The following is a 22,603-nucleotide window of genomic DNA, read 5'->3' as shown; positions in this document are numbered from 1 at the left end:
AGAACACCATGACCTCCTATCAAGATTTTTGGGCACAGCAGCCACAAGCACAGACCACAGCGCATATTATCCGTTCAGATGCTGAAGCACTGGCGATTGCACAACAGCTCAGTCAGGAGTTTAAGCAACTCGCCACTGAACGCGATCAACAACGCCGCTTACCTTTTGAAGAAATTCAAAAATTTAGTCAGTCTGGATTATGGGCAATTACCGTACCAAAACAATACGGTGGTGCAGAAGTTTCAAGCTGGACAGTGGCTCAAATTGTGGCGCTATTTAGTGGTGTCGATGGTTCAATTGGGCAAATTCCCCAAAACCATTTTTATGCCCTCGAAGTATTACGCAACACAGGAACCGAGCAGCAAAAACAGCAACTTTACCGCGAGGTGCTGCAAGGCGCTCGTTTTGGTAATGCACTCGCCGAGTTCAAAACCCGAAATGCCACACAGAAGCATAGTCAGATTCAAGCCATTGAAGGGGGTTATATCATTCAAGGTGAGAAGTTCTATTGCACAGGCAGTTTATTTGCGCATCGCATTCCGACCTTAGTTAAAGATGCACAAGAACGCGAATTTTTAGCCTTTGTGCCACGACACAGCGAAGGCTTGGAACTCATTGATAACTGGTCAGGTTTCGGACAGCGCACTACAGGCAGCGGCACTGTGAAATTTAACCAAGTGTTTGTGGCCGAAGAAGATGTGATTCCATTCGATCAAGCGTTTGCTCAACCCACTTTGGTTGGCCCGTTTGCCCAACTGATTCATGCCTCGATTGAAGTTGGGATTGCCCGTGCCGCCTTTGAAGAAACACTACAACGCGTTAAACAAGCCCGCCCGTGGATTGATGCAGAGATCGATCACGCCAGCCAAGACCCGCTGACTTTATATGAACTGGGTCAAGTCGCAGTCGATGTCAAAGCCAGTGAATTGTTACTCAAACAAGCTGCTCTTGCTGTCGATGCGGCAAAGCCAAAACCGACTGTTGACAACATTGCCCATGCCTCGATTCAGGTCGCGAAAGTGCGAGCGCATAGTACCGACATTGCGCTCCTTGCCTCATCTAAATTGATTGAACTGGCAGGAAGTCGTGGCAGTCAGCGTGAGGATGGCTTAGACCTGTATTGGCGCAATGCACGTGTGCATACCCTGCATGATACCGCTCGCTGGAAATATTATTTTATTGGCAATTATGTGCTGAACCACATTTTGCCACCGCGCCGAGGAACGCTGTAATGTCAAAGCAAATCTTGCTGAATGCCTTTGACATGAACAGTGTTGGGCATATCAATCACGGTTTATGGACGCATCCACGCGATCAGTCCTACCGTTTTGATGAACTGAACTATTGGACAGATTTAGCCAAAACTTTGGAAAAAGGTCTGTTTGATGGTCTGTTTATTGCCGACATTACAGGGGTTTATGATGTTTATCAGAACAACCTCGATGTGACCTTACGCGAGTCAGTACAACTACCAAGCAATGACCCTGCCACCCTGATTTCTGCAATGGCAAGTGTCACCGAGCATTTGGGTTTTGGCTTAACCGTCAATTTAAGTTATGAGCATCCCTATCAACTGGCACGGCGCTTTGCCAGTCTAGACCATCTGACGCGTGGACGAATTGGCTGGAATATTGTCACGGGTTATCTCGACAGTGCCGAACGCCTGATTGGTCAGTCAGGGCTGAAAGATCATGACTTACGTTATGAACAAGCCGAAGAATTTTTAGAGCTATCTTACAAGTTCTGGCAGGACTCTTGGGAAGATGATGCTGTACGTAAAGACAAGCAGCAACGCATCTTTACCGATCCAAGCAAGGTTCATCCGATTCAACATCACGGACATTTCTTCCAAAGTGAAGGCGTGTTTCAGGTTGCGCCATCTCCACAGCGCACACCTGTGTTGTTTCAGGCAGGTGCATCACCACGTGGTATGCAGTTTGCCACACGCCATGCCGAATGTGTGTTTATCGGTGGTGATCGTCCTGAGAAAATCCGTCAGCAAGTGCAACGCCTACGCCAACTGGCACAAGAACAAGGACGTGATCCTCATTCGATTAAAGTTTTTGTCGGTATTACTGTCGTGACTGCGGCAACATCTGCCGAAGCTCAGGAAAAATTTAGTGAATATCAACGCTACGCCAGCCCTGAAGCAGGCTTGGCACATTATTCCAGTTCAGTTGGCATCGACCTTGCCCAATTTGTCAATGATGAAGCCATTCCTTATCAACACACCAACAGCATTGCTTCGGTCAATCAGAAATTTAAAGAACAGCGCATTACCCCGCAGGATTTAAAACAACAGCATGTTTTGGGTGGGCGCTATCCGCTCTTTGTCGGCAGTGGCGCTGAAGTTGCCGAGCAACTGATTGAACTGCTCGATCAAACCGACATTGATGGCTTTAACCTGACCCGCACCATCACCCCCGAATCACATGAAGATTTTATTCAGTATGTGATTCCTGAATGGCAACAGCGTGGACGTTACAAAACCGCATATGCCGATGGCACGTTGCGCCACAAAATTTTTGCACAAGGCAATCAGTTGCCAACTCAACATCCTGCACGTCAGGGAAAAACCAAGAACACAACTTTTTCTAACGCTGTCGCATTTGACGGTTAAACACAATTTTTGAGATATTTTTCATGGGACAAACACAGACTTTATCAGGTAAAAAAATCGCCAGCATTGGCGTGGTGGTGATTGCCGTCATCGCAGGTTTATTTGCGTGGAATCAGCATCGTCAGGCACAAAACAAGGAACTGGTGATTGGGATTACCCCTGCGTTTTCCACCACCTTGCAAGTTGCAGCCAATGAAGCTAAAAAACAGGGCATCAATGTCAAACTGGTCGAATTTTCCGACTGGAACACACCGAACATTACCCTGAATCACGGCGATATTGATGCCAACTTTTTTCAGCATCAGCCTTTCTTAACCAATGCCATTAAAGAAGGTAAATACGACCTTAAACCGTTTGCGGCAGGTGCTGCATCTCGGGTTGGACTGTATTCGAAAAAATACAGCAGTTTGGATGCGCTGCCGAATAAAGCCCGCGTGGCTGTGCCGAATGACCCTGTTAATGAAGGCCGCGCGTTATTGTTATTACAACAAGCCAAACTGATCACACTCAAAGATCCGACCAATTATTTATCCAATTTAAATGACATTGTCAGCAATCCGAAGAACCTACAGTTTGTCGAAATGGAAGGGCCACAAACTGCCCGTGCCGTCGATGATGTCGATTTGGCATTTAGCTATCCACATTATCTTAACCTTGCCAAAACCATCGACCCGAAAAAAGCCTTGCTGCTCAACAGTCAAGAAGACAAACGCTATGCCATCTTGTTTGTAGTGCGTAAAGACTATAAAGACGAAGGCGGTCGCTTACAGAAATTTGTCGATATTTATCAACACTCACCACAAGTCAAAGCCTCGCTGAATGCAGAAATTGGCTCTGGACTGTGGTATGCAGGATGGTAGGAGTGATTTATGGTCAGCTTCGGAACAGCACTCGAATTTAGTACGCCGCATATCAAAATTCGCAACCTGAATAAATATTATGCAGGGCAAAGCCAGCAGGTGCATGCTTTAAAAGACATTCAACTGGATATTCCACAAGGACATATTTTTGGAATTATCGGCAAAAGCGGCGCGGGAAAATCATCCTTGATTCGTAGCCTGAATGGTTTAGAGCAGCCATCAAGTGGTCAAATCCTGATTCATCAACAGGATTTGACTCAGCTCAAACATGCCGAACTGATTCAACTGCGTCAGAAAATCGGCATGATTTTTCAGCATTTCAATTTAATGTCTGCCAAAACCGTTTGGGAAAATGTCGCCTTGCCGCTAAAAATTGCAGGCCTTGCCAAAGCCGAAATTGCTTCACGTGTCGATCACGTACTGACGTTGGTTGGACTCAGCGAAAAAACCGAGTACTACCCTGCCCAACTTTCGGGTGGACAAAAACAACGTGTTGGCATTGCCCGCGCTTTAGTGCATCAACCTGAAATTTTGCTCTGTGATGAAGCCACCTCGGCGCTCGATCCTGAAAGTACAGCCACCATTTTAGCATTACTGAAAAAAATCAATCAGGAACTGGGCATTACCATTGTATTGATTACCCATGAAATGCAGGTGATTCGCGACATTTGCGATGAAGTGGTGGTGATTGATCATGGTGAAATTGTCGAATCGGGGGCAGTCTGGTCAGTCTTTTCCAACCCTCAGCAGCAGATTACCCAAGAACTGCTTAATTTGGAACAACTGGATTTTGGCATTACCTTAAACCCAGAAGCCAATGCCGAATATACCCAGAAAGTGCTACAAATCGAATATGCTCACCGCATTGATCAGGCATTTGACTTTAACCAGTTACTACAGAAATTTCAGTCACCTGTGCAAGTTTTGCAAAGCCATATTGATCAGATTCAGGATTATATCGTGGCGCGTCTGGTGATTGCAGTGGCTTCAAACCGTCCAATGCCTGATGTGCAAGATGGATACAAAATTCAACACTTGCAACTGAAGGAGCTTGGTTATGCAAGATCAACTGTTTGACCTGCTTCTGACAGGCACACTGGATACCTTGGTGATGGTTGGGCTATCTGCACTGATTGCTTTACTGATCGGTTTACCGCTTGCGGTGATTCTAGTGAGTACGTCAGCGCAAGGCATTTTTCCTTCCGCTAAAATCAATCAACCGATTGGCTGGATCATCAACATTACCCGTTCTGTACCTTTTTTGATTTTAATGGTGGCACTGATTCCGATTACCCGCTGGATTATCGGGACAAGCTACGGGGTTTGGGCGGCAATTGTGCCTCTATCTTTGGCAGCCACACCGTTTTTTGCACGGATTGCTGAAGTCAGTTTAAGAGAAGTCGATCATGGTCTGATAGAAGCAGCACAAGCCATGGGCTGTAACCGCAAGCAGATCATTTGGCATGTGCTGTTGCCTGAGGCCTTACCTGGCATTGTCGCAGGGTTTACCGTGACGATTGTCACCATGATTAACTCATCAGCCATTGCAGGCGCGATTGGTGCGGGTGGTTTGGGCGATGTCGCCTACCGTTATGGTTATCAGCGTTTTGACTTGCAGATTATGTTTGCGGTGATTGTGGTCTTGGTCATTTTAGTGATGTTGATACAAGCCACAGGTGATCAACTGGCACGACAACTGGATAAACGAAAACTGTGATTGGCAATTGAATTGATTTTTTCGACATGCGCTGACTAGATTCTTTCTCAAGTCAGCGTTGTTGAATGATTATTTTTGCGATGATTTTTAACTTTGAAATGCGACAATTTAGGCAGAATGATTGAGCCGATTTAACATCAGCGCGATATATTCACCAAACCACATTGCAGTATCTAAATCACCTTGTGGTGGGGTAATTTCTACAGGTGCATTGTTGGATTGGGTCATGAGTCCCAAATGGCTGGCTAAACGGTTCAAATCGGTATCTTTTTGCCCTGTCGACAACAGCGGCAAACCTGTCCAAAGCATGCCATGCTGCATGGCAAACAAGTTAATTTGCTGCAACACAGAGAGCTTATCACCACTTAAGCCACCCGAATTGGTAAAGCCTGCGGCAAGCTTGCCCTGCCATAAGCGGTTAATCCAGCGCTTGGAAGTCGAGTCCATAAACATTTTAAATGGGCCTGTGACACTTCCCATATAAGTTGGACATCCTAAAATAATGCCATGTGCCTGATCCAGCTTGTCCCAGTCAATATGTTCAATCGACATGACATGCACAGTCACACCAATCTGCATTGCACCTTTAGCAATATATTGCGCAACTTTTGCGGTATGCCCATACGGGCTGTGGTAAACAATCGCAAGGGATTTCGGCAGTGTTGTCATGATTGAGAATCAATAGCAAAAAATCCCGAGCAGTTTAGCATGAATTAATCTTGCATAAACACGAATGTCGCCATGCGCCCTGTTTTTGCATTACGGCGATAAGAAAAATAATCTTCAGTTTGAGTATAAGTACACTGATCACCGCCTGACACCAAAGTCACGCCATGCTGCTCTAAGATATAACGCGCAATCGCATACAGATCAGCATAGTATTTCCCTGCGTGCTCGCCTGCTTTAAAAGCGAACTCCAACGGATATTTTTCACAAAATGCCTGTTTAACTTCTGCACCAATCTCAAAGCAAGGCTGGCTAATACATGCACCGAGCCAAGCCCATGTCGGTTGGGTTTGCATAGTGGCAATGGTATTTTCAATGATGCCACCCGCCAGACCACGCCAACCCGCATGCAGATTTGCGACTTCAGTGCCATCGGCATTGCCTAAAACCACAGGCAAACAGTCTGCGGTCATCATCAAGATCGCATGACCTTTTTGCTGTGTGACCAAACCATCACCCACCAAAGGTTCAAAGTAGACTTGCGCATTCACCGTATGGCAAATCGTGCTATGGGTTTGAGTCATCCACGTCAGTTTATTCACCCCGTGTTGTGAAAACTCATTCAGCAACGCCATGCGATGTTGCTGAACGCGCACTGGATCATCCTGCACATGCAATGCCAAATTAAACCCTGACAGTTCAGCTCGTTCACTCAACCGACTTTCAGGATGTTGCACATGGGTTTGCCCCACATAAACGCCTTGGGGTAAACCTTGAACAAATTGCATGCTTAAATTCTCCAGTTACGAGGTCAATGATACAGCTTATTAATAAGCTGCATTTTCTTCACGAAGGACTTGGACTAAATGTTTGAAGTCTTCTGGCCACGGTGCTTCAAACAACATTTCTTCTTGAGTACGTGGATGCACCAGACCCAGCTTGGCTGCATGTAAGGCTTGACGGCGGAAAGCGCGCAAGGTGCTCGCGAGAAGTTCAGATGCTCCCGCTGGCACACGCACACGATTGACATAGACGGTATCGCCCACTAAACCATGTCCAATATAAGTAAAATGCACACGAATCTGATGGGTACGACCTGTTTCAAGTTGGGCTTGTACACGGGTAAAGTGCTGGAAACGCTCTTTCACATTGTAATGCGTTACTGCATCACGACCACCAGGAAGTACCGTCATTTTTACGCGATCAACTGGATGACGTTTAATCGGCTCATCAATCGTGCCGCCTGCAATAATATTGCCATACACCACAAGATCATAAACGCGGTAAACCGATTTATCACCCAGCTGTTTGGTTAATGAAAATTGTGCTTCTAGATTCTTAGCAACAACCAACAAACCACTGGTGTCTTTATCGATACGATGCACCAGTCCCGCACGCGACAATTCTGCCGATTTCGGATAATGGTAAAGCAAGGCATTCACCAGTGTTCCAGAACCATTACCCGCACCAGGATGTACAACCATACCCACAGGTTTATTAATGACTAAAATATCATCATCTTCATAGACAATATCGAGTGGAATATTTTCAGGTTGATTATGGGTTTGTGGTTCAAGCTCAACATCTAAAGTTAATAACTCGTTCCCTTCACAGCGATATTTCGGTTTAATTTTGTTACCGTCGACAAGCAGATGCCCATCTTTCATCCATTGTTTAAGTTTTTCTCGTGAAAAATCAGACCAAACGGTGGCTGCAACTTGGTCAATTCGTAGCCCAAGATATTGTTCATCCAACTGAAATTGCAACGATAAATGTGTTGAAGTTACGCTCGAAGTATGATTATCTGCATCGTCAGCATCTTCAAGTAAATTGAAATCTGTTTCAGTGAAATTAGAATGAGAAGATTGTGTTGAAGTCATTTGGCTCATTAAGACAATAATGGTTTAATAATGCCATTGTAGCTCATTGCCCGTATTAACTGAGGAATTTTTATGTCGCTACCACGTTATAAAGTTACTATGCTTGTGCTTTGTTTAGGCATTGCAGGTACATTTGTGGGCTGTAGCAGCAATCCATCAAAAAAAGAAGTAGCCGATCTTGGACCACAAAGCAGCGAACAAGCCTATTTTGATTCAGCTGAAAAAGCGCTGAATAAAGGCCAATATAATGAAGCGGCAAAAAACCTCCAAGCGATTGACACTTACTTCCCAACTGGGACACATGCTCAAAAAGCGCAGTTGGATTTAATTTATGTGAAGTTCCAACAAAAAGATTATCCAGGTGTTGTCACTGCTGCTGATCGCTTTATTCGTTTGAATCCAGACCATCCAAATGTTGCTTACGCTTACTATGCACGTGGCGTTGCTAACATGGAACAAAACTACGATGGAATCGTGCGTTATACATCGCTCAAACAGTCTCATCGCGATGTGAACTATTTAAAACTGGCTTATCAAAACTTTGTTGATCTGATTCGTCGTTTCCCATCAAGTCAGTATTCTGTCGATGCGGCACAGCGCATGAAATACATCGGTCAAGAACTCGCAGAACACGAAATGACGGCTGCACGTTTTAATATTGAACGTCAAGCGTGGGTTGCCGCAATTGAACGTGGTCAGTGGGTTGTCGAACATTATCCTGACACACCACAGATTCCTGAAGCATTGGCAACTGTTGCTTATGGTTATACCCAATTGGGCAACCAACAAAGCGCACAGCAATATATCAACATTCTTAAGCTAAACTATCCAAATCTAGTGAAAGCCAATGGTACAGTTGACCTTGCTGCCGCTCGTAAACAAGGTAGCTGGTGGAACAAAGCGACTTTAGGTATTTTTGGTCGTAGCTCTGAAAGCAATGTTAATCATGCTCAACAGGCATCTGACGAGCATAGCGAGAAACGTAGCTGGACTAACCGTTTAAGCTTCGGCATGCTCGACAAACCTGAGCAGGAACAAACTGCCGCACCTGCTGCTGTTGCATCTGAGCCAGTCGTCGCTACGCCTGCACCAACATCAGAAGAAAAACCAAAACGCAGTTGGACAAATCGTTTAAGCTTCGGTTTACTCGACAAACCTGAAAGCAACTAATTTCAAGCTGTTGTTTGATAAAAGGCGGGCTATGTGCTCGCCTTTTATATGTTGTGTAACTTGAAAATTTGCTACACTGATCAACCCGTATGATTTTCTATCTCCCCGATTATGGCGATTCCACAGCAAACAATTGACCAAATTCTTGACCGTACAGATCTGGTTGATCTGATCGGGCAACGTGTCAAACTAAAAAAAACTGGACGTACATACTCAGGTTGCTGCCCATTTCATCAGGAAAAAAGCCCATCTTTTCACGTCTATCGTGACAAGCAGTACTATCACTGCTTTGGTTGTCAAGCCAATGGCAATGCCATTAAATTTCTAATGGACATCGACAATCGTAGTTTTATCGAGGTGATGAAAGACCTCGCTAGCCAAACTGGCATAGAACTTCCCAAAGACAATCAGGACAGTAAAAAACTCACCTATAAAAAAACAACAACTCCAACACCTCAAATTAGTCCTGCACCAAGTCTGCCTGTATCTCCCCCAGATGTCATGCAGGAGTTTGAGCCGTATCCATTTCCACAGGATGATCCTTTTTTCTTTGCTGACCAGCAGTTTTCTGAAATTACCCAAGAAGGTAACCTGTATGACTTACTGGAAAATATTGCCCAGTTTTATCAGCAACAGTTACCCAAAAGTGCTTCTGCACAGCGTTATTTCAAACAGCGTGGTTTAAGTCCTACAACCCTCCAAGATTGGCGTTTAGGTTATGCGCCTGAAGACTGGCAGCATTTAGAACACGCTTTCCCTCAAGATATTGATGGTTTAAAACAACTCGGTCTAATTCGTACCAGTGACAGCGGACGTGATTTTGACCTGTTACGTGATCGGGTCATTTTCCCGATTCGTGACTCGAAAGGTCGTGTTGTCGGTTTTGGTGGTCGTGCGCTGAATGATGAAATCAAACCCAAATACATTAACTCGCCTGACTCGGAAGTCTTTCATAAAAACCAGTTGCTCTATGGATTATATGAAGGCACGAAATTTAAAGCCCAAGATTGGCTTTTGGTCGAAGGTTACATGGATGTGATTGCATTGCATCAGGCAGGCATTCATGGTGGTGTTGCAACACTTGGAACTGCCAGTAATACTGAACACTTAAACATTTTATTTAAACGTAATCATCGAATTACCATCGCTTTTGATGGAGATAGCGCGGGTCAAAAAGCAGCTCGCCGCACCCTAGAAATTGCACTACCTTTACTCAATGATGGTCGTGAGCTGAAATTTTTTATTTTGCCGAATGACCATGACCCTGACTCATTAATCCGTCAGGAAGGCGTGGAAAGATTCCAGCAACTTTGGCAACAAGCCCCTCTGCTGTCTGACTTTTTATTCGCTTTACTGACACAGCAACACGATGTCAGCACCCCTGAAGGTAAAAGTCAGGTGATGGGTGAGCTCAAAAATCTGACTCAACTGCTGCCACCACAAGGCTCTTATCGTTATTTGCTCAGTCAGGCATTTCGAGAAAAATTAGGACTCGGCAAACGCTTTACACCTAAAATCAGTCATGATGCATCGTTATCATTTAACATCCGTACTCGAGATGAAGACTTTGCGGTTGCCCTACTCATGAGCAATCCATTTCTCTATACGCATTTTGAACAACTGCGCGCGTATATTCAGCAAGATGATTTATTGGCCGAGATTTTAGCCGTACTAGATCAGGTCTTCGACAAACTGCCTGATGATCAGGAACGTGCAATTTATTATGTGCTTGGTGCTTGTTATGCCTATCGTGGAGAGATTGCCGAATTACTGCAACGCACCAATGTACTTGAGATTTTGAATTCGCCAGAACGAACATTTAATTTTGCTAAAGAAAATGCTTTAGCCTTACAAGAAAAGTTACTCAAACAACGAATGAAGCGTCCTGCTTCTTTACAGGAATCACAAAATTTACGTATGCAGCTCAATGAGTTGACCAAACAGATTAGTCTCAAACTTTTACATTAAGCAGACACATGAGGTATCTGCTTGATTCACAAACACGACTTAATGAAAAAATAAACGCTGATACGTAGATTGAAAGCATTTGTGTACGCCGAGTTGCTGCACTTGCTGCTGACGAGTTTGAGTATCCTCAAATTCACCATCAAAAATGCCAATCGAAACACTTCGTAAATCAGGTAAATACTGTGCCATTTGCATTTTGCTAAAGTGTAAGGGATGCAAACAAGCCTGTTGAAATCGTGTATATGAGGATGCAGAACTGGTGCGATATTTCATGTCAATCTCCTACCGCTAAGAATCGGATGCGAGCAGTGAAAATCAACCAATATCCCTTTCGGAGATTTTACAGCGGACATAGTATAAAACCGAAATTCAGGCAGATAAAAATCTCAAATGACTGTAAAAGCTGATGAAACAATGCTGACTTGACAAGATTTTTCGACTTATTTTATTGAATTATAAATCTTATTTTTTTATCAATTTGATCCATTATGAGAAATGACTAAGCCGTCATCTCTCACAATAGCAACTTTAGCTTTTAGGTTTACGACGATGTTCTAGAACTCGTTGCAAGTGATCCTGAATCCATTCCAAATATTCAGGGTCTTCCGTTTGTGCAGCTTCACGTAGCAACATTGATGTCGGATGTAATAACTTATGTGTGAGACGATGCGCAAGTTCCTGAATCACTTTTTCTGGTGACTCACCTTCATGCAGACATTGTAAAGCATGATCCACTTCTTCTTGTTGCATTTGCTGCCCAGCTTCGCGGTAGGCGCAAATTGAGTGTCCTGCTTCTTTGACCTTTTCTTGAGTTAAAAGCTGCGTTGCCAGTTGATTAACCATCACTTCAGCTTCAACTGCCGCTTGACGACGCTGCGCTAGGTTTTCATCAATCACGCTTTGCAGATCATCAACACCATATAAGTAAACCCCATCAAGGTCTTCAACTTTCGGGTCAATATCACGTGGAACTGCTAAATCGACCATCAGCATTTGCTGATAGCGGCGCTTCTTTAAAGCTGTTTTTACATCTCGGTAAGCAATCACCTGATGCAAGCTGCCTGTACAACTTGAAATGACATCAGCACGATACAAATGCTCTGACAGCTCATTAAATGGAATAATTTCAACATCCACAAATGCGGTAATTTCACTAGCAAGTTTTTCAGCACGTTCACGACCACGGTTACAAATCAGGATTTTTGCAACGCCCAAATCTGCCATGTGCTTTGCGACAAGACTGTTCATTTCACCTGCGGCAACCATGAGCACCACCAGTTTTTCAGGGTGGCTAAAGACTTGTTGAGCAAGCTGAGCAACTGCATAACCCATTGAAACTGCATGACTGCCTACAGCCGTTTCAGAACGAACTCGCTTTGCTGCATAAAACGCATATTCAAAAACACGATTTAAGTGACCTGAAACCGTACCAGACTCTTTTGCCAGAGCCAAAGCCGATTTCACTTGCCCTAAAATTTGTGGTTCGCCAAGCATCAGTGAATCTAGGCCACTGGCGACGCGCATAAGATGGGAAACCGCCTGAATATCTTCATAGCGATATACATGATTAAACAATTGGTTAACATCAATGCCATTGGATTGAGCCAACCAATTTAATAGCATGTCTGCTTCGTCGGTGATGGCATAGACTTCGGTACGGTTACAAGTCGATACCACCACTAAATCATTAAATTGATTTTGATGGCTTTGTTCAGCCAATAATGTACGTAGGCGCTCTGCATTAAATGCAACGCGCTCACGTAAGTCAACTGAAGCGGTTTGATGGTTGACACCTAAAGCAAAGAACGTCATGTCAGATCATCATTTCACTAAAATTATGCATGTGTTATTGTGCATCATCGGTGTCATAATAAGCATAAATATTTGGATAAAGAAATTTTGCAGCAAACAATTCGCCAACAATCATGTCTGTTGATACGACGATATTCTAGCACAATCTTATTGCTAGGTAGCATTACCTTGTGCACCTATAGTTACACTTATGCTCAAAATACAGTGACACACTATAACCCTCTTCCGTTACAACAAACCATGGTTGCCGAATTTGCATTGCAATATCAACAAAATGCAACTGCTCTGCATAATTATACCGTTTTAGCGATTCACAGCGATTCAACCGCCATAAAGCAACGCGCACTCGATATAGCTTTAGACAACAATGATCTGTTGTCTGCTCTCGATATTGCCACACATTGGGTCAATCAAGACCCGAGTGATGTACCTGCATTATTCTATTTAGCACATATTGCATTAAAAACACATAAGTATGAGTTAACGGCTTCAACACTTGATAAAATTTTAAACATTGACCCCGATTCTGATCTTGCAGAAATTGTTGCAGGGATTGCACCTGACTCTGCTGAAGATCGTATGGCATTACTCAAAACATTACGCAGCAGTCGTGCCAATGGTAATCCATCTATTTTAGTGATGATTGCCAGTCTTGAAGCCCAAGATAATCAAATGCAACAAGCACTTAAAGATATTCAACGTGCATTGCGTAAACGTCCAAATGTCACCAGTTTTATTTTATTAAAAGCCAATATTTTAGAAGCATCAGGTGACCAAGAAGCTACGGTGAAATGGTATGCAAAATCCAGTCGTCAGCATCGCTATAACCTTGAAGTTCGCCTTGCTGAAGCTAAGTACCTAATCAAAATTGGACAGTCGGAACTCGGTCTGAAGAAACTTGAAAGTATTATTCGGAGCTGGCCTTCAGCAGATGAGCCTATTTTTATTGCTGGCTTAACCAGTATCGACTTAAAACGCTATGATCAAGCGGAAGGTTTTTTATTACAGCTCAAAGATTCTTCACAATATCAAAATGATGCTTATTACTATTTGGCAATTAATGCCGAACGTAAACAGCACTATGAAACTGCAAAAGCTTACTATCGCCTAGTCGATGGCAGCCTGTATACAGTGTCGCGTCGTAGCCTTGTGACGATCTATGACAAAGAAGGCAAACTCAGTGATGCACTACGTTTTCTGACACAAGAACGTGTCAACTATCCACAACATGCCAGTTTTTTATATCAATTACAGGCAGAGATTCTTAAAAAAATTAACCACAAACCTGCTGCAATCGAATTGCTTGATGAGGCAATTCATAACTTACCTGATGACCCTGATCTCATTTATGCACAAGTTCTATTGCTCGATCCCTATCAAGATCGAGATCGTTTGGAACAAGACTTAAATAAATTACTCAATATTGAACCGAATAGTCCAACTTATCTCAATGCTTATGCCTATACTTTGGCATTACAAAATCGTCGTTTAGAAGATGCACGAAAATATGTCGAGCATGCGCTTGAATATGCACCAGACCAAGCTTCAATTTTAGACACTTATGGTCTAATTACATTTTTACAAAATGACTTTACAACAGCCATTCCTGTGTTACAAAAAGCCTATCTGCTCAACAACAATCTAGCAACAGGCATTCGCCTTGCCAAGGCATTGTATTTACAAGGAAATAGCCAACAATTTACATCCCTTTTACAACAACTCAAACAAAAATACCCAAACGATCCACAAGTAATTCAATTAAATTCTTTGTTATTACCGCAACAGCAAAAAATGAGTTTTGTTCATCATGCATCCGTTCACTAAAATTGTTTTAGGTGTATTCACCAGTAGTAGCCTGCTTCTCACAGGCTGTCAGCAATACCATAAACCCCAGCAAATCATCACAACTGTTCCAGAGCAATCGGCAGCCCAACCCGTCCAAGAAACTAATTTTGCCCTGCAAGGTAAAATTGGCGTTCGCACTCCGAAACAATCTGGGAGCGCTTTCTTCACTTGGCAACAACAGCAAGATAATTTTGATATCGAACTGAGCGGCGCATTAGGAATCGGTAAAACTCATATTGAAGGAACTCAAGGGCAAGTTACCCTCAACAGTGCCAAAACAGGTCTGATTCATGCCACAACACCCGAAGAATTGCTTGAGAAAGCGACTGGATGGCAAGCACCAATCACGCATTTAGTCCATTGGGTGTTGGCTCAACCTGCAACACCCCATGCCCAAATCGAAAAAGATGCGCAACAACGCCCAACCCAATTTATTGAAGATGGCTGGACTGTTCATTTGAATTATAACAATGACGCATCTCTCCCTAATAAACTGATCCTGCAACAACAGCTTGCTGACGGTCAGGAAAATCGTATTACAATGGTCATTCAAAATCGCTAATTTAGTATTAAACCTTATGATTCGCGTTCCTTGCCCTGCAAAACTAAACCTCTTCCTGCATATCACAGGTCAGCGTACAAATGGCTATCATGAGTTGCAAACTATTTTTCAACTCATTGATTTATATGACTGGCTAGAGTTTGAGCCAAATGAAACCAATGAGATTATTCTTAATGGTTTATCGGACGTTGAACAAAAAGACAATCTGATTTACAAGGCTGCGGAAAAATTAAAGCCTTATGCTCAAAAGTTTTGTGGCTTAAATATCCGTATCGAAAAAAATATTCCAATGGGTGCTGGTTTAGGCGGTGGTTCATCCAATGCAGCAAGCACCTTAATCGTCCTTAATCAAATTTGGCAATGTAGCTTAAATATTCAGCAACTTGCCGATATTGGGCAAAGCCTAGGAGCAGATGTTCCTGTGTTTGTTCATGGACGTAATGCATGGGCTGAGGGCATTGGCGAACACTTAACATTCATAGACTTAGATCAAAAACAATACATTGTGCTTAAACCTGATTGTTTTATCAGCACTCAACTACTTTTTTCACAAAAAACATTGACAAGAAACTCGAAGCCATCTAAATTCTGCGCCTATCAGATAAAGCCATCTGACTTTGGAAATAACTTTGAGCCTTTGGCAAGAAACTTATATCCTGAAGTCGATGAAGCAATGCAATATTTAGATCAGTTCGGTATTGCAAAACTTACAGGTACAGGTGCTTGTGTTTTTACTGAAGTAACTACTGAAATGCACGTTAATGAAATTCTTAAACATGCACCATGTAAAGCTTACTTGGTCAACAGTTTAAATGAATCTCCATTACATCATTTTAAAGTTCGATAGGGGCGTCGCCAAGTGGTAAGGCAGCGGGTTTTGATCTCGCCATCCGTTGGTTCGAATCCAGCCGCCCCTGCCAATTTCACCTGTAGATGTATGTATTAGGGGCGTCGCCAAGTGGTAAGGCAGCGGGTTTTGATCTCGCCATCCGTTGGTTCGAATCCAGCCGCCCCTGCCATATACACACATCGAATTTAGGGGCGTCGCCAAGTGGTAAGGCAGCGGGTTTTGATCTCGCCATCCGTTGGTTCGAATCCAGCCGCCCCTGCCATTACTCAAAAGACAGAACATAAAGAAAGTAACTTGTCATTTTTTCTTGACAAATCTGCTTAAAAACTTTAAAGTTCTGCCACATATTAGGGGCGTCGCCAAGTGGTAAGGCAGCGGGTTTTGATCTCGCCATCCGTTGGTTCGAATCCAGCCGCCCCTGCCATATTCTTCCAAACACCATACCAACCGCCAAGGGTGCTTCATGCCCAATCTTGTCGTTTTTAGTGGAACTGCTCATCCACAATTCGCTCAAAAAGTCGTAAGCCATTTGCACATTCCTTTAGGTGCAGCATCAGTTTCTACCTTCTCTGATGGTGAAATTGCTGTTGAAATCACTGAAAATGTTCGTGGTAAAGACGTATTTATCGTACAACCTACTTGTGCCCCAACCAATGATAACCTGATGGAAATCTTGGTGATGGCTGACGCATTACGTCGCGCAAGTGCTGGTCGTATTACTGCTGTCATTCCTTACTTCGGTTATGCACGTCAAGACCGTCGTCCACGTTCATCTCGTGTTCCAATCACTGCAAAAGTTGTCGCAGATATGCTGACGACTGTAGGGATTGACCGTGTTGTGATGATCGACCTACATGCAGACCAAATCCAAGGTTTCTTCGATATCCCTGTAGACAACATCTACGGTACGCCAGCATTACTTGCTGACTTACGTCAACAGTCTCATGACAACCTGATGGTTGTTTCTCCAGACGTTGGTGGTGTAGTTCGTGCTCGTGCTGTTGCAAAACAAATGGGTGATATTGATCTTGCGATCATCGATAAACGTCGTCAAAAAGCGAATGAATCACAAGTGATGCATTTGATTGGTGATGTAAAAGGTCGTGACTGTGTGATTGTTGACGATATGGTCGATACAGCAGGTACTTTATGTAAAGCTGCTGATGCACTGAAAACTTTTGGTGCGCGCCGTGTTGTTGCCTATGCAACTCACCCAGTACTTTCAGGCAAAGCCATCGAGAATTTGAAAAACTCTGTGATCGACGAACTCGTGGTAACAGATACAATTCCGCTTTCTGAAGAAGCACAACAGCTTGGTAAAATTCGTCAAGTTTCTGTTGCAAGCATGGTTGCTGAAACTATTCGTCGTATTAACAACGAAGAATCAATCAGCGCAATGTTTGACAGCTATTTATAATAAATAGCCGCGCAATTTTCTAAAAGCCCTGCTATAATGCGGGGCTTTCTATTGGTCAGATTGGTCGTAAATCTGGCTATTTCGTAACTTAATGAGGATATCTCATGGCTAATTTCGTATTAAATGCTCAAGCACGTGCTGAAGAGAAACAAGGGAAAGGTTCGAGCCGCCGCCTTCGTCGTGAAGCACTAGTTCCTGCAATCATCTACGGTGGTGAAGCAGAACCTGTAGCTGTAACTTTAGAACTTCGTGAACTTGTTAAAGCTTTAGAAAACAATGCTTTCTTTGCTGAAGTTGTTGAAATCAAAGTTGGCGACAAAACTGAAAGCGTTAAAATCCAAGCGCTTCAACGCCACCCTGCTAAAAACACTCCAATGCACGCTGACTTCAAACGCGCGTAATGGTGAGTGAGAGCGTAGTTTCGTGACTAAAATTTCGCTCATTGTCGGTTTGGGCAATCCGGGTAAGGAATATGCCCAAACCCGACATAATGCTGGTTTCTGGTTTGTTGAGCAACTCGCAGACCGTTACGGAATCAGTTTAAAAGCAGACCCTAAATTCCATGGAATCAGTGGTCGTGGCAACATCGAAGGTCATGATGTTCGCCTGTTACTTCCTAGCACATTTATGAACCGTTCTGGGCAAAGTGTTGTGCCTTTTGCCAAATTCTATCAAATTCAACCTGAAGCAATTTTAATTGCGCATGATGAACTCGATATGAATCCTGGTGTGATTCGCCTCAAAACTGGAGGTGGTCATGGTGGTCACAATGGTCTACGTGACATTGTTCCACATATTGGCTCAAACTTTCATCGCCTACGTATTGGAATCGGTCATCCTGGTTCTAAAGAGCGTGTTTCAGGTCATGTTTTAGGTAAAGCACCTAAAAGTGAACAAGACCTCATGGATGCTGCGATTCATCATGCGCTATCAAAAACAGCTCTTCTTGTTGAAGGTCAAGTTTCTCAAGCGATGAATCAAATCAACGCCTACAAACCTTAAAGTAAGTAAATTCAATCTCTGATGGCATCTTTGTGTACATCTCTTAAGTCTTTGAATGCCTTTTTTCTAGCAAACTGAGCAAGTTAAGGAGATATTTGCATGTTATCGCGTTTATTAAAATGCAAAATACATCGTGCAATTGTGACCCATGCAGAACTGCATTATGAAGGCTCATGTGCGATTGATGGCGTTTTAATGGATTTGGCAGGTATTCGCGAATATGAAGAAATTCATGTTTGGAATGTCACCAATGGCAAACGTTTTACAACCTATGCCATTCGTGGTGAAGATCACTCGGGTATTATCTCGGTCAATGGTGGCGCAGCACATCAGGCTGACGTCGGTGATATTGTTATTATTGCCACATTTGCTGACTTTAATGAACAAGAAGCCAATGCTCATCAGCCTCGTCTTGTCTATGCTAACCCAGACAATACGATCAACCACACCTCTAACTGCATTCCAGTCCAAGTTGCTTAAATTTCTCAATCATGAGCATATTTCGATATGCTCAGATTATCTCTGCTATAGCAAATAAACTGCTATTTATAGTACGAATCATTCTATAGAAAGGATGATTTTTCACAAAAAATGACGCTATAATTTTGGTACATCGCTTCAGGGCGGGGCGCAATTCCCCACCGGCGGTAAGCTCAACTCTTTGAGTAAGCCCGCGAGCCAATGACCTGTGTCATTTGCAGATTTGGTGCAAATCCAAAGCCGACGGTATAGTCCGGATGAAAGAAGTCGACGTTTCAGAAGATCCATTTTTCAAACTTTTGTCACGACCCCATTTTTTCGATCAGTCCTGAAATGTTCCTGTATCTAAATTACGTGAGCGTTTCATTATGTCTATTTTAATTCAACCCGAATTATTCTTTTCTAGCCTATCCCCTGCTGAACAACGCATTCAACAAGCCTTAGAAGATATCCGCCAAGGCAAACCTGTTTTGGTAATGGATGATTTTGACCGTGAAAATGAAGCCGATTTGGTAATTGCAGCAGAAACGCTGAATGTCGAAACTATGGCACGGATGATTCGTGATGGCTCAGGCATTGTCTGCTTATGCTTAACTGAACAATTGGCAGATCATCTAGAACTTCCACCGATGGTGAGCAACAATTCAAGCCATTTTCATACTGCATTTACCGTGACCATCGAAGCGGCTGAAGGTGTAACCACTGGTGTTTCCGCAAAAGACCGTGTAACGACTATTCGCGCTGCAACCAAAGATGGTGCTGTCGCGAGCGACCTCAATCGCCCTGGGCATGTTTTCCCCTTACGTGCACGTGAAGGCGGTGTGTTGACTCGTCGTGGTCATACAGAAGCAACCATTGACTTAGCCCGTTTAGCAGGTTTAAAAGCTGCTGGGGTATTGTGTGAAGTGACCAACCCAGACGGAACTATGGCATCAGGGATTCAAGTCTTGTCTTATGCACAAACCCATCACCTCACTGTGATTACCATTGAAGAACTGGTTCAATATCGTTTGGCACATAACATCTAATTTCTTCACGCTTTTCGCATCATCATTCTAGCGATGGTGATGCATCTTTATCTTGCTCCCAATATTTGATGAATTGCTGTTGCAAGATATGAATCAAACGCGCAATCACCACCAAAAGCACAGCGCCTGTCAGCACAGGAAAAATTAAAAAATCCCAACCATAATGCACTGAAGATGCACTCAATAAAATCAACAATGGATTCGCACCTGCGGGTGGATGTACACATCCCAAAAGTTGCATGAGTACAATTGCCAAAGCAACCGCCAGTGCGATGGTGATTATATTAATGGGTAAGTAATGCACAAATGCCAAACCGATTGCAGCAGACACTAGATGTCCCACAATCACATTTTTCGGTTGAGCCAAAGGTGACTGAGCGGCTGCATACAACAACACACAAGTCGCACCAAACGGCGCCATAATCCATAATTGATGCGAAAGCTGGGTCAAATACAGTAAAACCAGAATACTCAAACTTGCACCAAACAATGTCTTGATTAAATCTGAAATTGAATACGGAGAGGACTTTAACATCTCTCTACTCCTTGAATTGATTTTTGTCGGTCTGCGCGCTAAAATCAAAATAGTACAGATCTGTACTATTTTCAAGAGAAAAAAGTATGTCAAAATCCGCAGCCAAAATTCTAAGTACCGCAGAGCAGTTATTTAATCAGCACAGTTTTAATGCAGTCGGTGTCGATTTAATTCGGGATGAATCAGGCTGTTCTAAAACCACGCTCTACACCTATTTTAAGAATAAACAACAACTTGTCGCAGAAGTGCTTAAAAAACGGGATACACAGTTTAGACAAAGTCTATCCGATTTTGTTGGAGATACTCAGGACTTGGCTGCGCTTGAAAAAATTTTTGACTGGCATGTGCTGTGGTTTCAGCAAGATTATTTTAAAGGCTGTTTATTTGTCCGTGCAGCAGGAGAATCTTCACAGCAAGATCATGAAATTCTTGATCTTGCTCAACAGCACAAACGCTGGTTATATGGATTTATTGCACAGTACACACACAACTTTAAGCAGCCTAAAGCAGTCACCGAGTTGTGTTACAACTTTTTAGAAGGACTAATTAGCCGATTTTTAGTCGATGGCTTTCAAGCAGAAATTGCCGAGCAAAATAAGCAACTGATGTTGAACCTGATCAAAAGTTTACAGGCTTAATCATCTGTCAACTGTAACAGGCTATGATGAATACCATCGGCACGTAACCACGCAAATTCATAGCTTGCTTTAGCCAGTGCGAGGACACGGCGCTCAAATTCATCCCACAACGGTTTGACTTGAGCCTGTTGAATACCTAGACCACTGTCTTCAGCAAACTGGCGGTGTTTCTCACAAATTTTGAGTGCTTGATACAACTTACGACCGACCGACGCATCAGGTAGCAGTTTTGTACGTTTTGATACAATAAAGCTCTCCACATGCCTTAAATTTGCATGAGGTAACATCGGCACCAAAATTTGGTCTAATTGTGCGTCCAAACGCTTCCAAACTGCATGTTGTTGTTCAGCAGTATAAGTATTCCATTGAATCACTTCATGATTAAAACGTCGGCAGCCTCGACAGACATGATCACCAAATACAGTCGAGCAACGCCCTGCACATGGGGTGAGTGTCGCAATGCGACGATCTTTACTCAAACCAATCTCTCCTTAGCAAGAGCTATTCTCGCTTAATTTCTAAAATCACGCTAAAATACGCGCCTTAATTTTATATCTTAATACATTTGGAGTCTCGCATGAACGCTACTGTAGAACAGCTTGCACCTGTAGAACAGCAAGCGACCACAGATTGGGTTGTTGCCGCGCTATATCAATTTAAAGAAGTTCAAGATGCTGCTGATTTACAGCAACGTCTGCTTGATTTAGTGAAAACAATCAATCTATGCGGCACTCTGATTGTTGCGAGTGAAGGCATCAACGGTACTGTTGCAGGTGACCGCCAAGCCATTGATACCATTCGTCAATTCTTATTGAATGAAGGTTTTGCTGCAATGGAATACAAAGAGTCTCTCAGCTCTGACAAGCCATTCCGTAAAATGAAAATCAAACTCAAAAATGAAATTGTCACTTTGGGCGTTGAAGTTAAGCCACGTGATTTAGTGGGTCATTATTTAGACCCGAAAGAATGGAATGAACTGATTGCACGTGATGACGTAATCTTAATCGACACACGTAACGATTACGAATACAAAGCAGGAACGTTCAAAGGCGCGATTGATCCAAAAACTGAAACTTTCCGTGAATTCCCTGAATACGTAAAAAAAGAACTTGAACAACACAAAGACAAGAAAATTGCCATGTTCTGTACAGGCGGTATTCGCTGTGAAAAATCAACATCATTGTTGCTTCAAGAAGGCTTTGAAGAGGTGTATCACCTCAAAGGCGGTATCTTAAAATACCTCGAAGAAACCCCTGCTGAAGAAAGCATGTGGGAAGGTGAATGTTTCGTGTTTGATGGCCGTACAGCCGTGACTCACGGTGTTGAAGAAGGTCAAAACATCAAGTGTCACGCTTGTGGCTGGCCACTGACGCCTGCTGAATCAGTACTACCAAGCTATGAACATGGCGTTTCTTGTGTGTACTGTATTGACAAAACCAGTGAAAAACAAAAATCTGGTTTCCGTATGCGTCAATCTCAAATTGCTGCGGCAAAACGTAAACGCCTCTAATTCAAAAACAGGTTGCTGCTCCTGATCAAGCAGCAACTTTGAT

General features: G+C 43.2%; 24 protein-coding genes, 4 tRNA genes and 1 riboswitch. Of the genes, 21 read left to right on the top strand and 7 right to left on the bottom strand.

The features are described from left to right. The first annotated feature begins 8 nt into the window (after positions 1–8). Genes LVY74_RS12725 through LVY74_RS12705 form a run of 5 tightly spaced genes read left to right on the top strand, consistent with a single transcriptional unit; the run spans position 9 to position 5,197 of the window. Positions 9–1,232 carry an SfnB family sulfur acquisition oxidoreductase gene (locus LVY74_RS12725; protein ID WP_237815372.1) on the top strand — a complete coding sequence of 408 codons (1,224 nt, stop codon included), beginning with the start codon at positions 9–11 and terminating at the stop codon, positions 1,230–1,232. Next, a complete protein-coding gene (locus tag LVY74_RS12720) occupies positions 1,232–2,620 on the top strand; it encodes an LLM class flavin-dependent oxidoreductase (RefSeq protein ID WP_237815371.1) in 1,389 nt (462 codons plus the stop codon). The genes LVY74_RS12725 and LVY74_RS12720 overlap by 1 nt, the downstream gene beginning before the upstream one ends. A 23-nt stretch (positions 2,621–2,643) precedes the next feature. Continuing rightward, positions 2,644–3,480 (top strand): MetQ/NlpA family ABC transporter substrate-binding protein, encoded by an 837-nt coding sequence (locus LVY74_RS12715; protein WP_237815370.1) that lies wholly within the window; start codon positions 2,644–2,646, stop codon positions 3,478–3,480. A gap of 9 nt (positions 3,481–3,489) precedes the next feature. Beyond that, on the top strand, positions 3,490–4,557 hold the full coding sequence (locus LVY74_RS12710) for a methionine ABC transporter ATP-binding protein (RefSeq protein WP_237815369.1): 1,068 nt from the start codon (positions 3,490–3,492) through the stop codon (positions 4,555–4,557). Then, the gene (locus tag LVY74_RS12705; protein WP_237815368.1) at positions 4,538–5,197 is read left to right on the top strand and encodes a methionine ABC transporter permease; all 660 of its coding nucleotides are present in this window, start codon (positions 4,538–4,540) and stop codon (positions 5,195–5,197) included. Before LVY74_RS12710 ends, LVY74_RS12705 begins: the two co-directional genes overlap by 20 nt. A gap of 108 nt (positions 5,198–5,305) precedes the next feature. On the opposite strand, the gene LVY74_RS12700 is transcribed toward LVY74_RS12705, so the two are convergent. Genes LVY74_RS12700 through rluD form a run of 3 tightly spaced genes read right to left on the bottom strand, consistent with a single transcriptional unit; the run spans position 5,306 to position 7,743 of the window. Next, complete coding sequence (locus LVY74_RS12700) at positions 5,306–5,866, bottom strand: flavodoxin family protein (protein ID WP_237815367.1); 561 nt, start codon at positions 5,864–5,866, stop codon at positions 5,306–5,308. Positions 5,867–5,910: 44 nt separating this feature from the next. Next, the gene (gene pgeF / locus LVY74_RS12695) at positions 5,911–6,651 is read right to left on the bottom strand and encodes a peptidoglycan editing factor PgeF (RefSeq protein WP_237815366.1); all 741 of its coding nucleotides are present in this window, start codon (positions 6,649–6,651) and stop codon (positions 5,911–5,913) included. A gap of 39 nt (positions 6,652–6,690) precedes the next feature. Next, positions 6,691–7,743, bottom strand: coding sequence for a 23S rRNA pseudouridine(1911/1915/1917) synthase RluD (gene rluD / locus LVY74_RS12690; RefSeq protein WP_151777110.1), 1,053 nt, complete (start codon positions 7,741–7,743; stop codon positions 6,691–6,693). 72 nt (positions 7,744–7,815) lie between these two features. Between rluD and LVY74_RS12685 the strand changes: the two genes are divergently transcribed. Continuing rightward, positions 7,816–8,913: an outer membrane protein assembly factor BamD gene (locus LVY74_RS12685; RefSeq protein ID WP_237815365.1), complete on the top strand. Its 1,098-nt coding sequence runs from the start codon at positions 7,816–7,818 to the stop codon at positions 8,911–8,913. A 111-nt stretch (positions 8,914–9,024) separates the two neighbouring features. After that, complete coding sequence (locus LVY74_RS12680) at positions 9,025–10,881, top strand: DNA primase (RefSeq protein WP_237815364.1); 1,857 nt, start codon at positions 9,025–9,027, stop codon at positions 10,879–10,881. A 39-nt stretch (positions 10,882–10,920) separates the two neighbouring features. Here the strand turns inward: LVY74_RS12680 and LVY74_RS12675 are convergent, their stop codons facing one another. Together LVY74_RS12675 and hemA are read right to left on the bottom strand one after the other, a co-directional pair. Continuing rightward, a complete protein-coding gene (locus LVY74_RS12675; RefSeq protein WP_237815363.1) occupies positions 10,921–11,154 on the bottom strand; it encodes a hypothetical protein in 234 nt (77 codons plus the stop codon). A gap of 255 nt (positions 11,155–11,409) precedes the next feature. Further along, complete coding sequence (gene hemA, locus LVY74_RS12670) at positions 11,410–12,693, bottom strand: glutamyl-tRNA reductase (RefSeq protein ID WP_237815362.1); 1,284 nt, start codon at positions 12,691–12,693, stop codon at positions 11,410–11,412. Between the two features lie 87 nt (positions 12,694–12,780). On the opposite strand from hemA, the gene LVY74_RS12665 reads away from it, so the two are divergent. The 12 genes from LVY74_RS12665 (at position 12,781) to ribB (ending at position 19,877) form a co-directional block, all read left to right on the top strand. Next, complete coding sequence (locus tag LVY74_RS12665; protein WP_237815423.1) at positions 12,781–14,517, top strand: tetratricopeptide repeat protein; 1,737 nt, start codon at positions 12,781–12,783, stop codon at positions 14,515–14,517. Further along, a complete protein-coding gene (gene lolB / locus LVY74_RS12660; RefSeq protein ID WP_237815361.1) occupies positions 14,501–15,100 on the top strand; it encodes a lipoprotein insertase outer membrane protein LolB in 600 nt (199 codons plus the stop codon). Before LVY74_RS12665 ends, lolB begins: the two co-directional genes overlap by 17 nt. A gap of 16 nt (positions 15,101–15,116) precedes the next feature. Further along, the gene (gene ispE, locus LVY74_RS12655) at positions 15,117–15,947 is read left to right on the top strand and encodes a 4-(cytidine 5'-diphospho)-2-C-methyl-D-erythritol kinase (RefSeq protein ID WP_237815360.1); all 831 of its coding nucleotides are present in this window, start codon (positions 15,117–15,119) and stop codon (positions 15,945–15,947) included. After that, positions 15,946–16,020, top strand: a tRNA-Gln gene (locus LVY74_RS12650). The genes ispE and LVY74_RS12650 overlap by 2 nt, the downstream gene beginning before the upstream one ends. Before the next feature lie 24 nt (positions 16,021–16,044). Continuing rightward, positions 16,045–16,119: transfer RNA gene (locus LVY74_RS12645), tRNA-Gln, on the top strand. Positions 16,120–16,137: 18 nt separating this feature from the next. After that, positions 16,138–16,212: transfer RNA gene (locus LVY74_RS12640), tRNA-Gln, on the top strand. 87 nt (positions 16,213–16,299) lie between these two features. Further along, a tRNA-Gln gene (locus tag LVY74_RS12635) sits at positions 16,300–16,374 on the top strand. A gap of 39 nt (positions 16,375–16,413) precedes the next feature. Next, entirely contained in the window at positions 16,414–17,367 is a 954-nt protein-coding gene (locus LVY74_RS12630; protein WP_016165799.1) for a ribose-phosphate pyrophosphokinase, read from the top strand. Between the two features lie 104 nt (positions 17,368–17,471). Then, a complete protein-coding gene (gene rplY, locus LVY74_RS12625; RefSeq protein WP_151778533.1) occupies positions 17,472–17,768 on the top strand; it encodes a 50S ribosomal protein L25 in 297 nt (98 codons plus the stop codon). Positions 17,769–17,790: 22 nt separating this feature from the next. Beyond that, positions 17,791–18,369 carry an aminoacyl-tRNA hydrolase gene (gene pth, locus LVY74_RS12620; RefSeq protein WP_151778532.1) on the top strand — a complete coding sequence of 193 codons (579 nt, stop codon included), beginning with the start codon at positions 17,791–17,793 and terminating at the stop codon, positions 18,367–18,369. A 99-nt stretch (positions 18,370–18,468) separates the two neighbouring features. Continuing rightward, a complete protein-coding gene (gene panD, locus LVY74_RS12615; protein WP_237815359.1) occupies positions 18,469–18,849 on the top strand; it encodes an aspartate 1-decarboxylase in 381 nt (126 codons plus the stop codon). 131 nt (positions 18,850–18,980) lie between these two features. Beyond that, a riboswitch (FMN riboswitch) is annotated at positions 18,981–19,122 on the top strand. Positions 19,123–19,217: 95 nt separating this feature from the next. Further along, positions 19,218–19,877 carry a 3,4-dihydroxy-2-butanone-4-phosphate synthase gene (gene ribB, locus LVY74_RS12610; protein WP_237815358.1) on the top strand — a complete coding sequence of 220 codons (660 nt, stop codon included), beginning with the start codon at positions 19,218–19,220 and terminating at the stop codon, positions 19,875–19,877. Positions 19,878–19,899: 22 nt separating this feature from the next. Here ribB and LVY74_RS12605 read toward each other — a convergent pair whose 3' ends face one another. Next, complete coding sequence (locus tag LVY74_RS12605; protein ID WP_237815357.1) at positions 19,900–20,412, bottom strand: HPP family protein; 513 nt, start codon at positions 20,410–20,412, stop codon at positions 19,900–19,902. A gap of 86 nt (positions 20,413–20,498) precedes the next feature. On the opposite strand from LVY74_RS12605, the gene LVY74_RS12600 reads away from it, so the two are divergent. Beyond that, the gene (locus LVY74_RS12600) at positions 20,499–21,050 is read left to right on the top strand and encodes a TetR/AcrR family transcriptional regulator (RefSeq protein ID WP_237815356.1); all 552 of its coding nucleotides are present in this window, start codon (positions 20,499–20,501) and stop codon (positions 21,048–21,050) included. On the opposite strand, the gene LVY74_RS12595 is transcribed toward LVY74_RS12600, so the two are convergent. Further along, the gene (locus LVY74_RS12595) at positions 21,047–21,529 is read right to left on the bottom strand and encodes a DUF1289 domain-containing protein (RefSeq protein ID WP_237815355.1); all 483 of its coding nucleotides are present in this window, start codon (positions 21,527–21,529) and stop codon (positions 21,047–21,049) included. The two genes, LVY74_RS12600 and LVY74_RS12595, sit on opposite strands and share 4 nt — an antisense overlap. Before the next feature lie 98 nt (positions 21,530–21,627). Here LVY74_RS12595 and trhO point away from each other — a divergent pair, with 98 nt between their 5' ends. Next, positions 21,628–22,560: an oxygen-dependent tRNA uridine(34) hydroxylase TrhO gene (trhO, locus tag LVY74_RS12590; protein WP_237815354.1), complete on the top strand. Its 933-nt coding sequence runs from the start codon at positions 21,628–21,630 to the stop codon at positions 22,558–22,560. The last annotated feature ends 43 nt before the right edge of the window (positions 22,561–22,603 follow it).

The organism is Acinetobacter sp. ME22, from assembly GCF_022012315.1.
GTDB lineage: Bacteria > Pseudomonadota > Gammaproteobacteria > Pseudomonadales > Moraxellaceae > Acinetobacter > Acinetobacter brisouii_A.
Note: the sequence above shows the minus strand (reverse complement) of the source record. Positions and strands in the feature narration are given on the sequence as shown.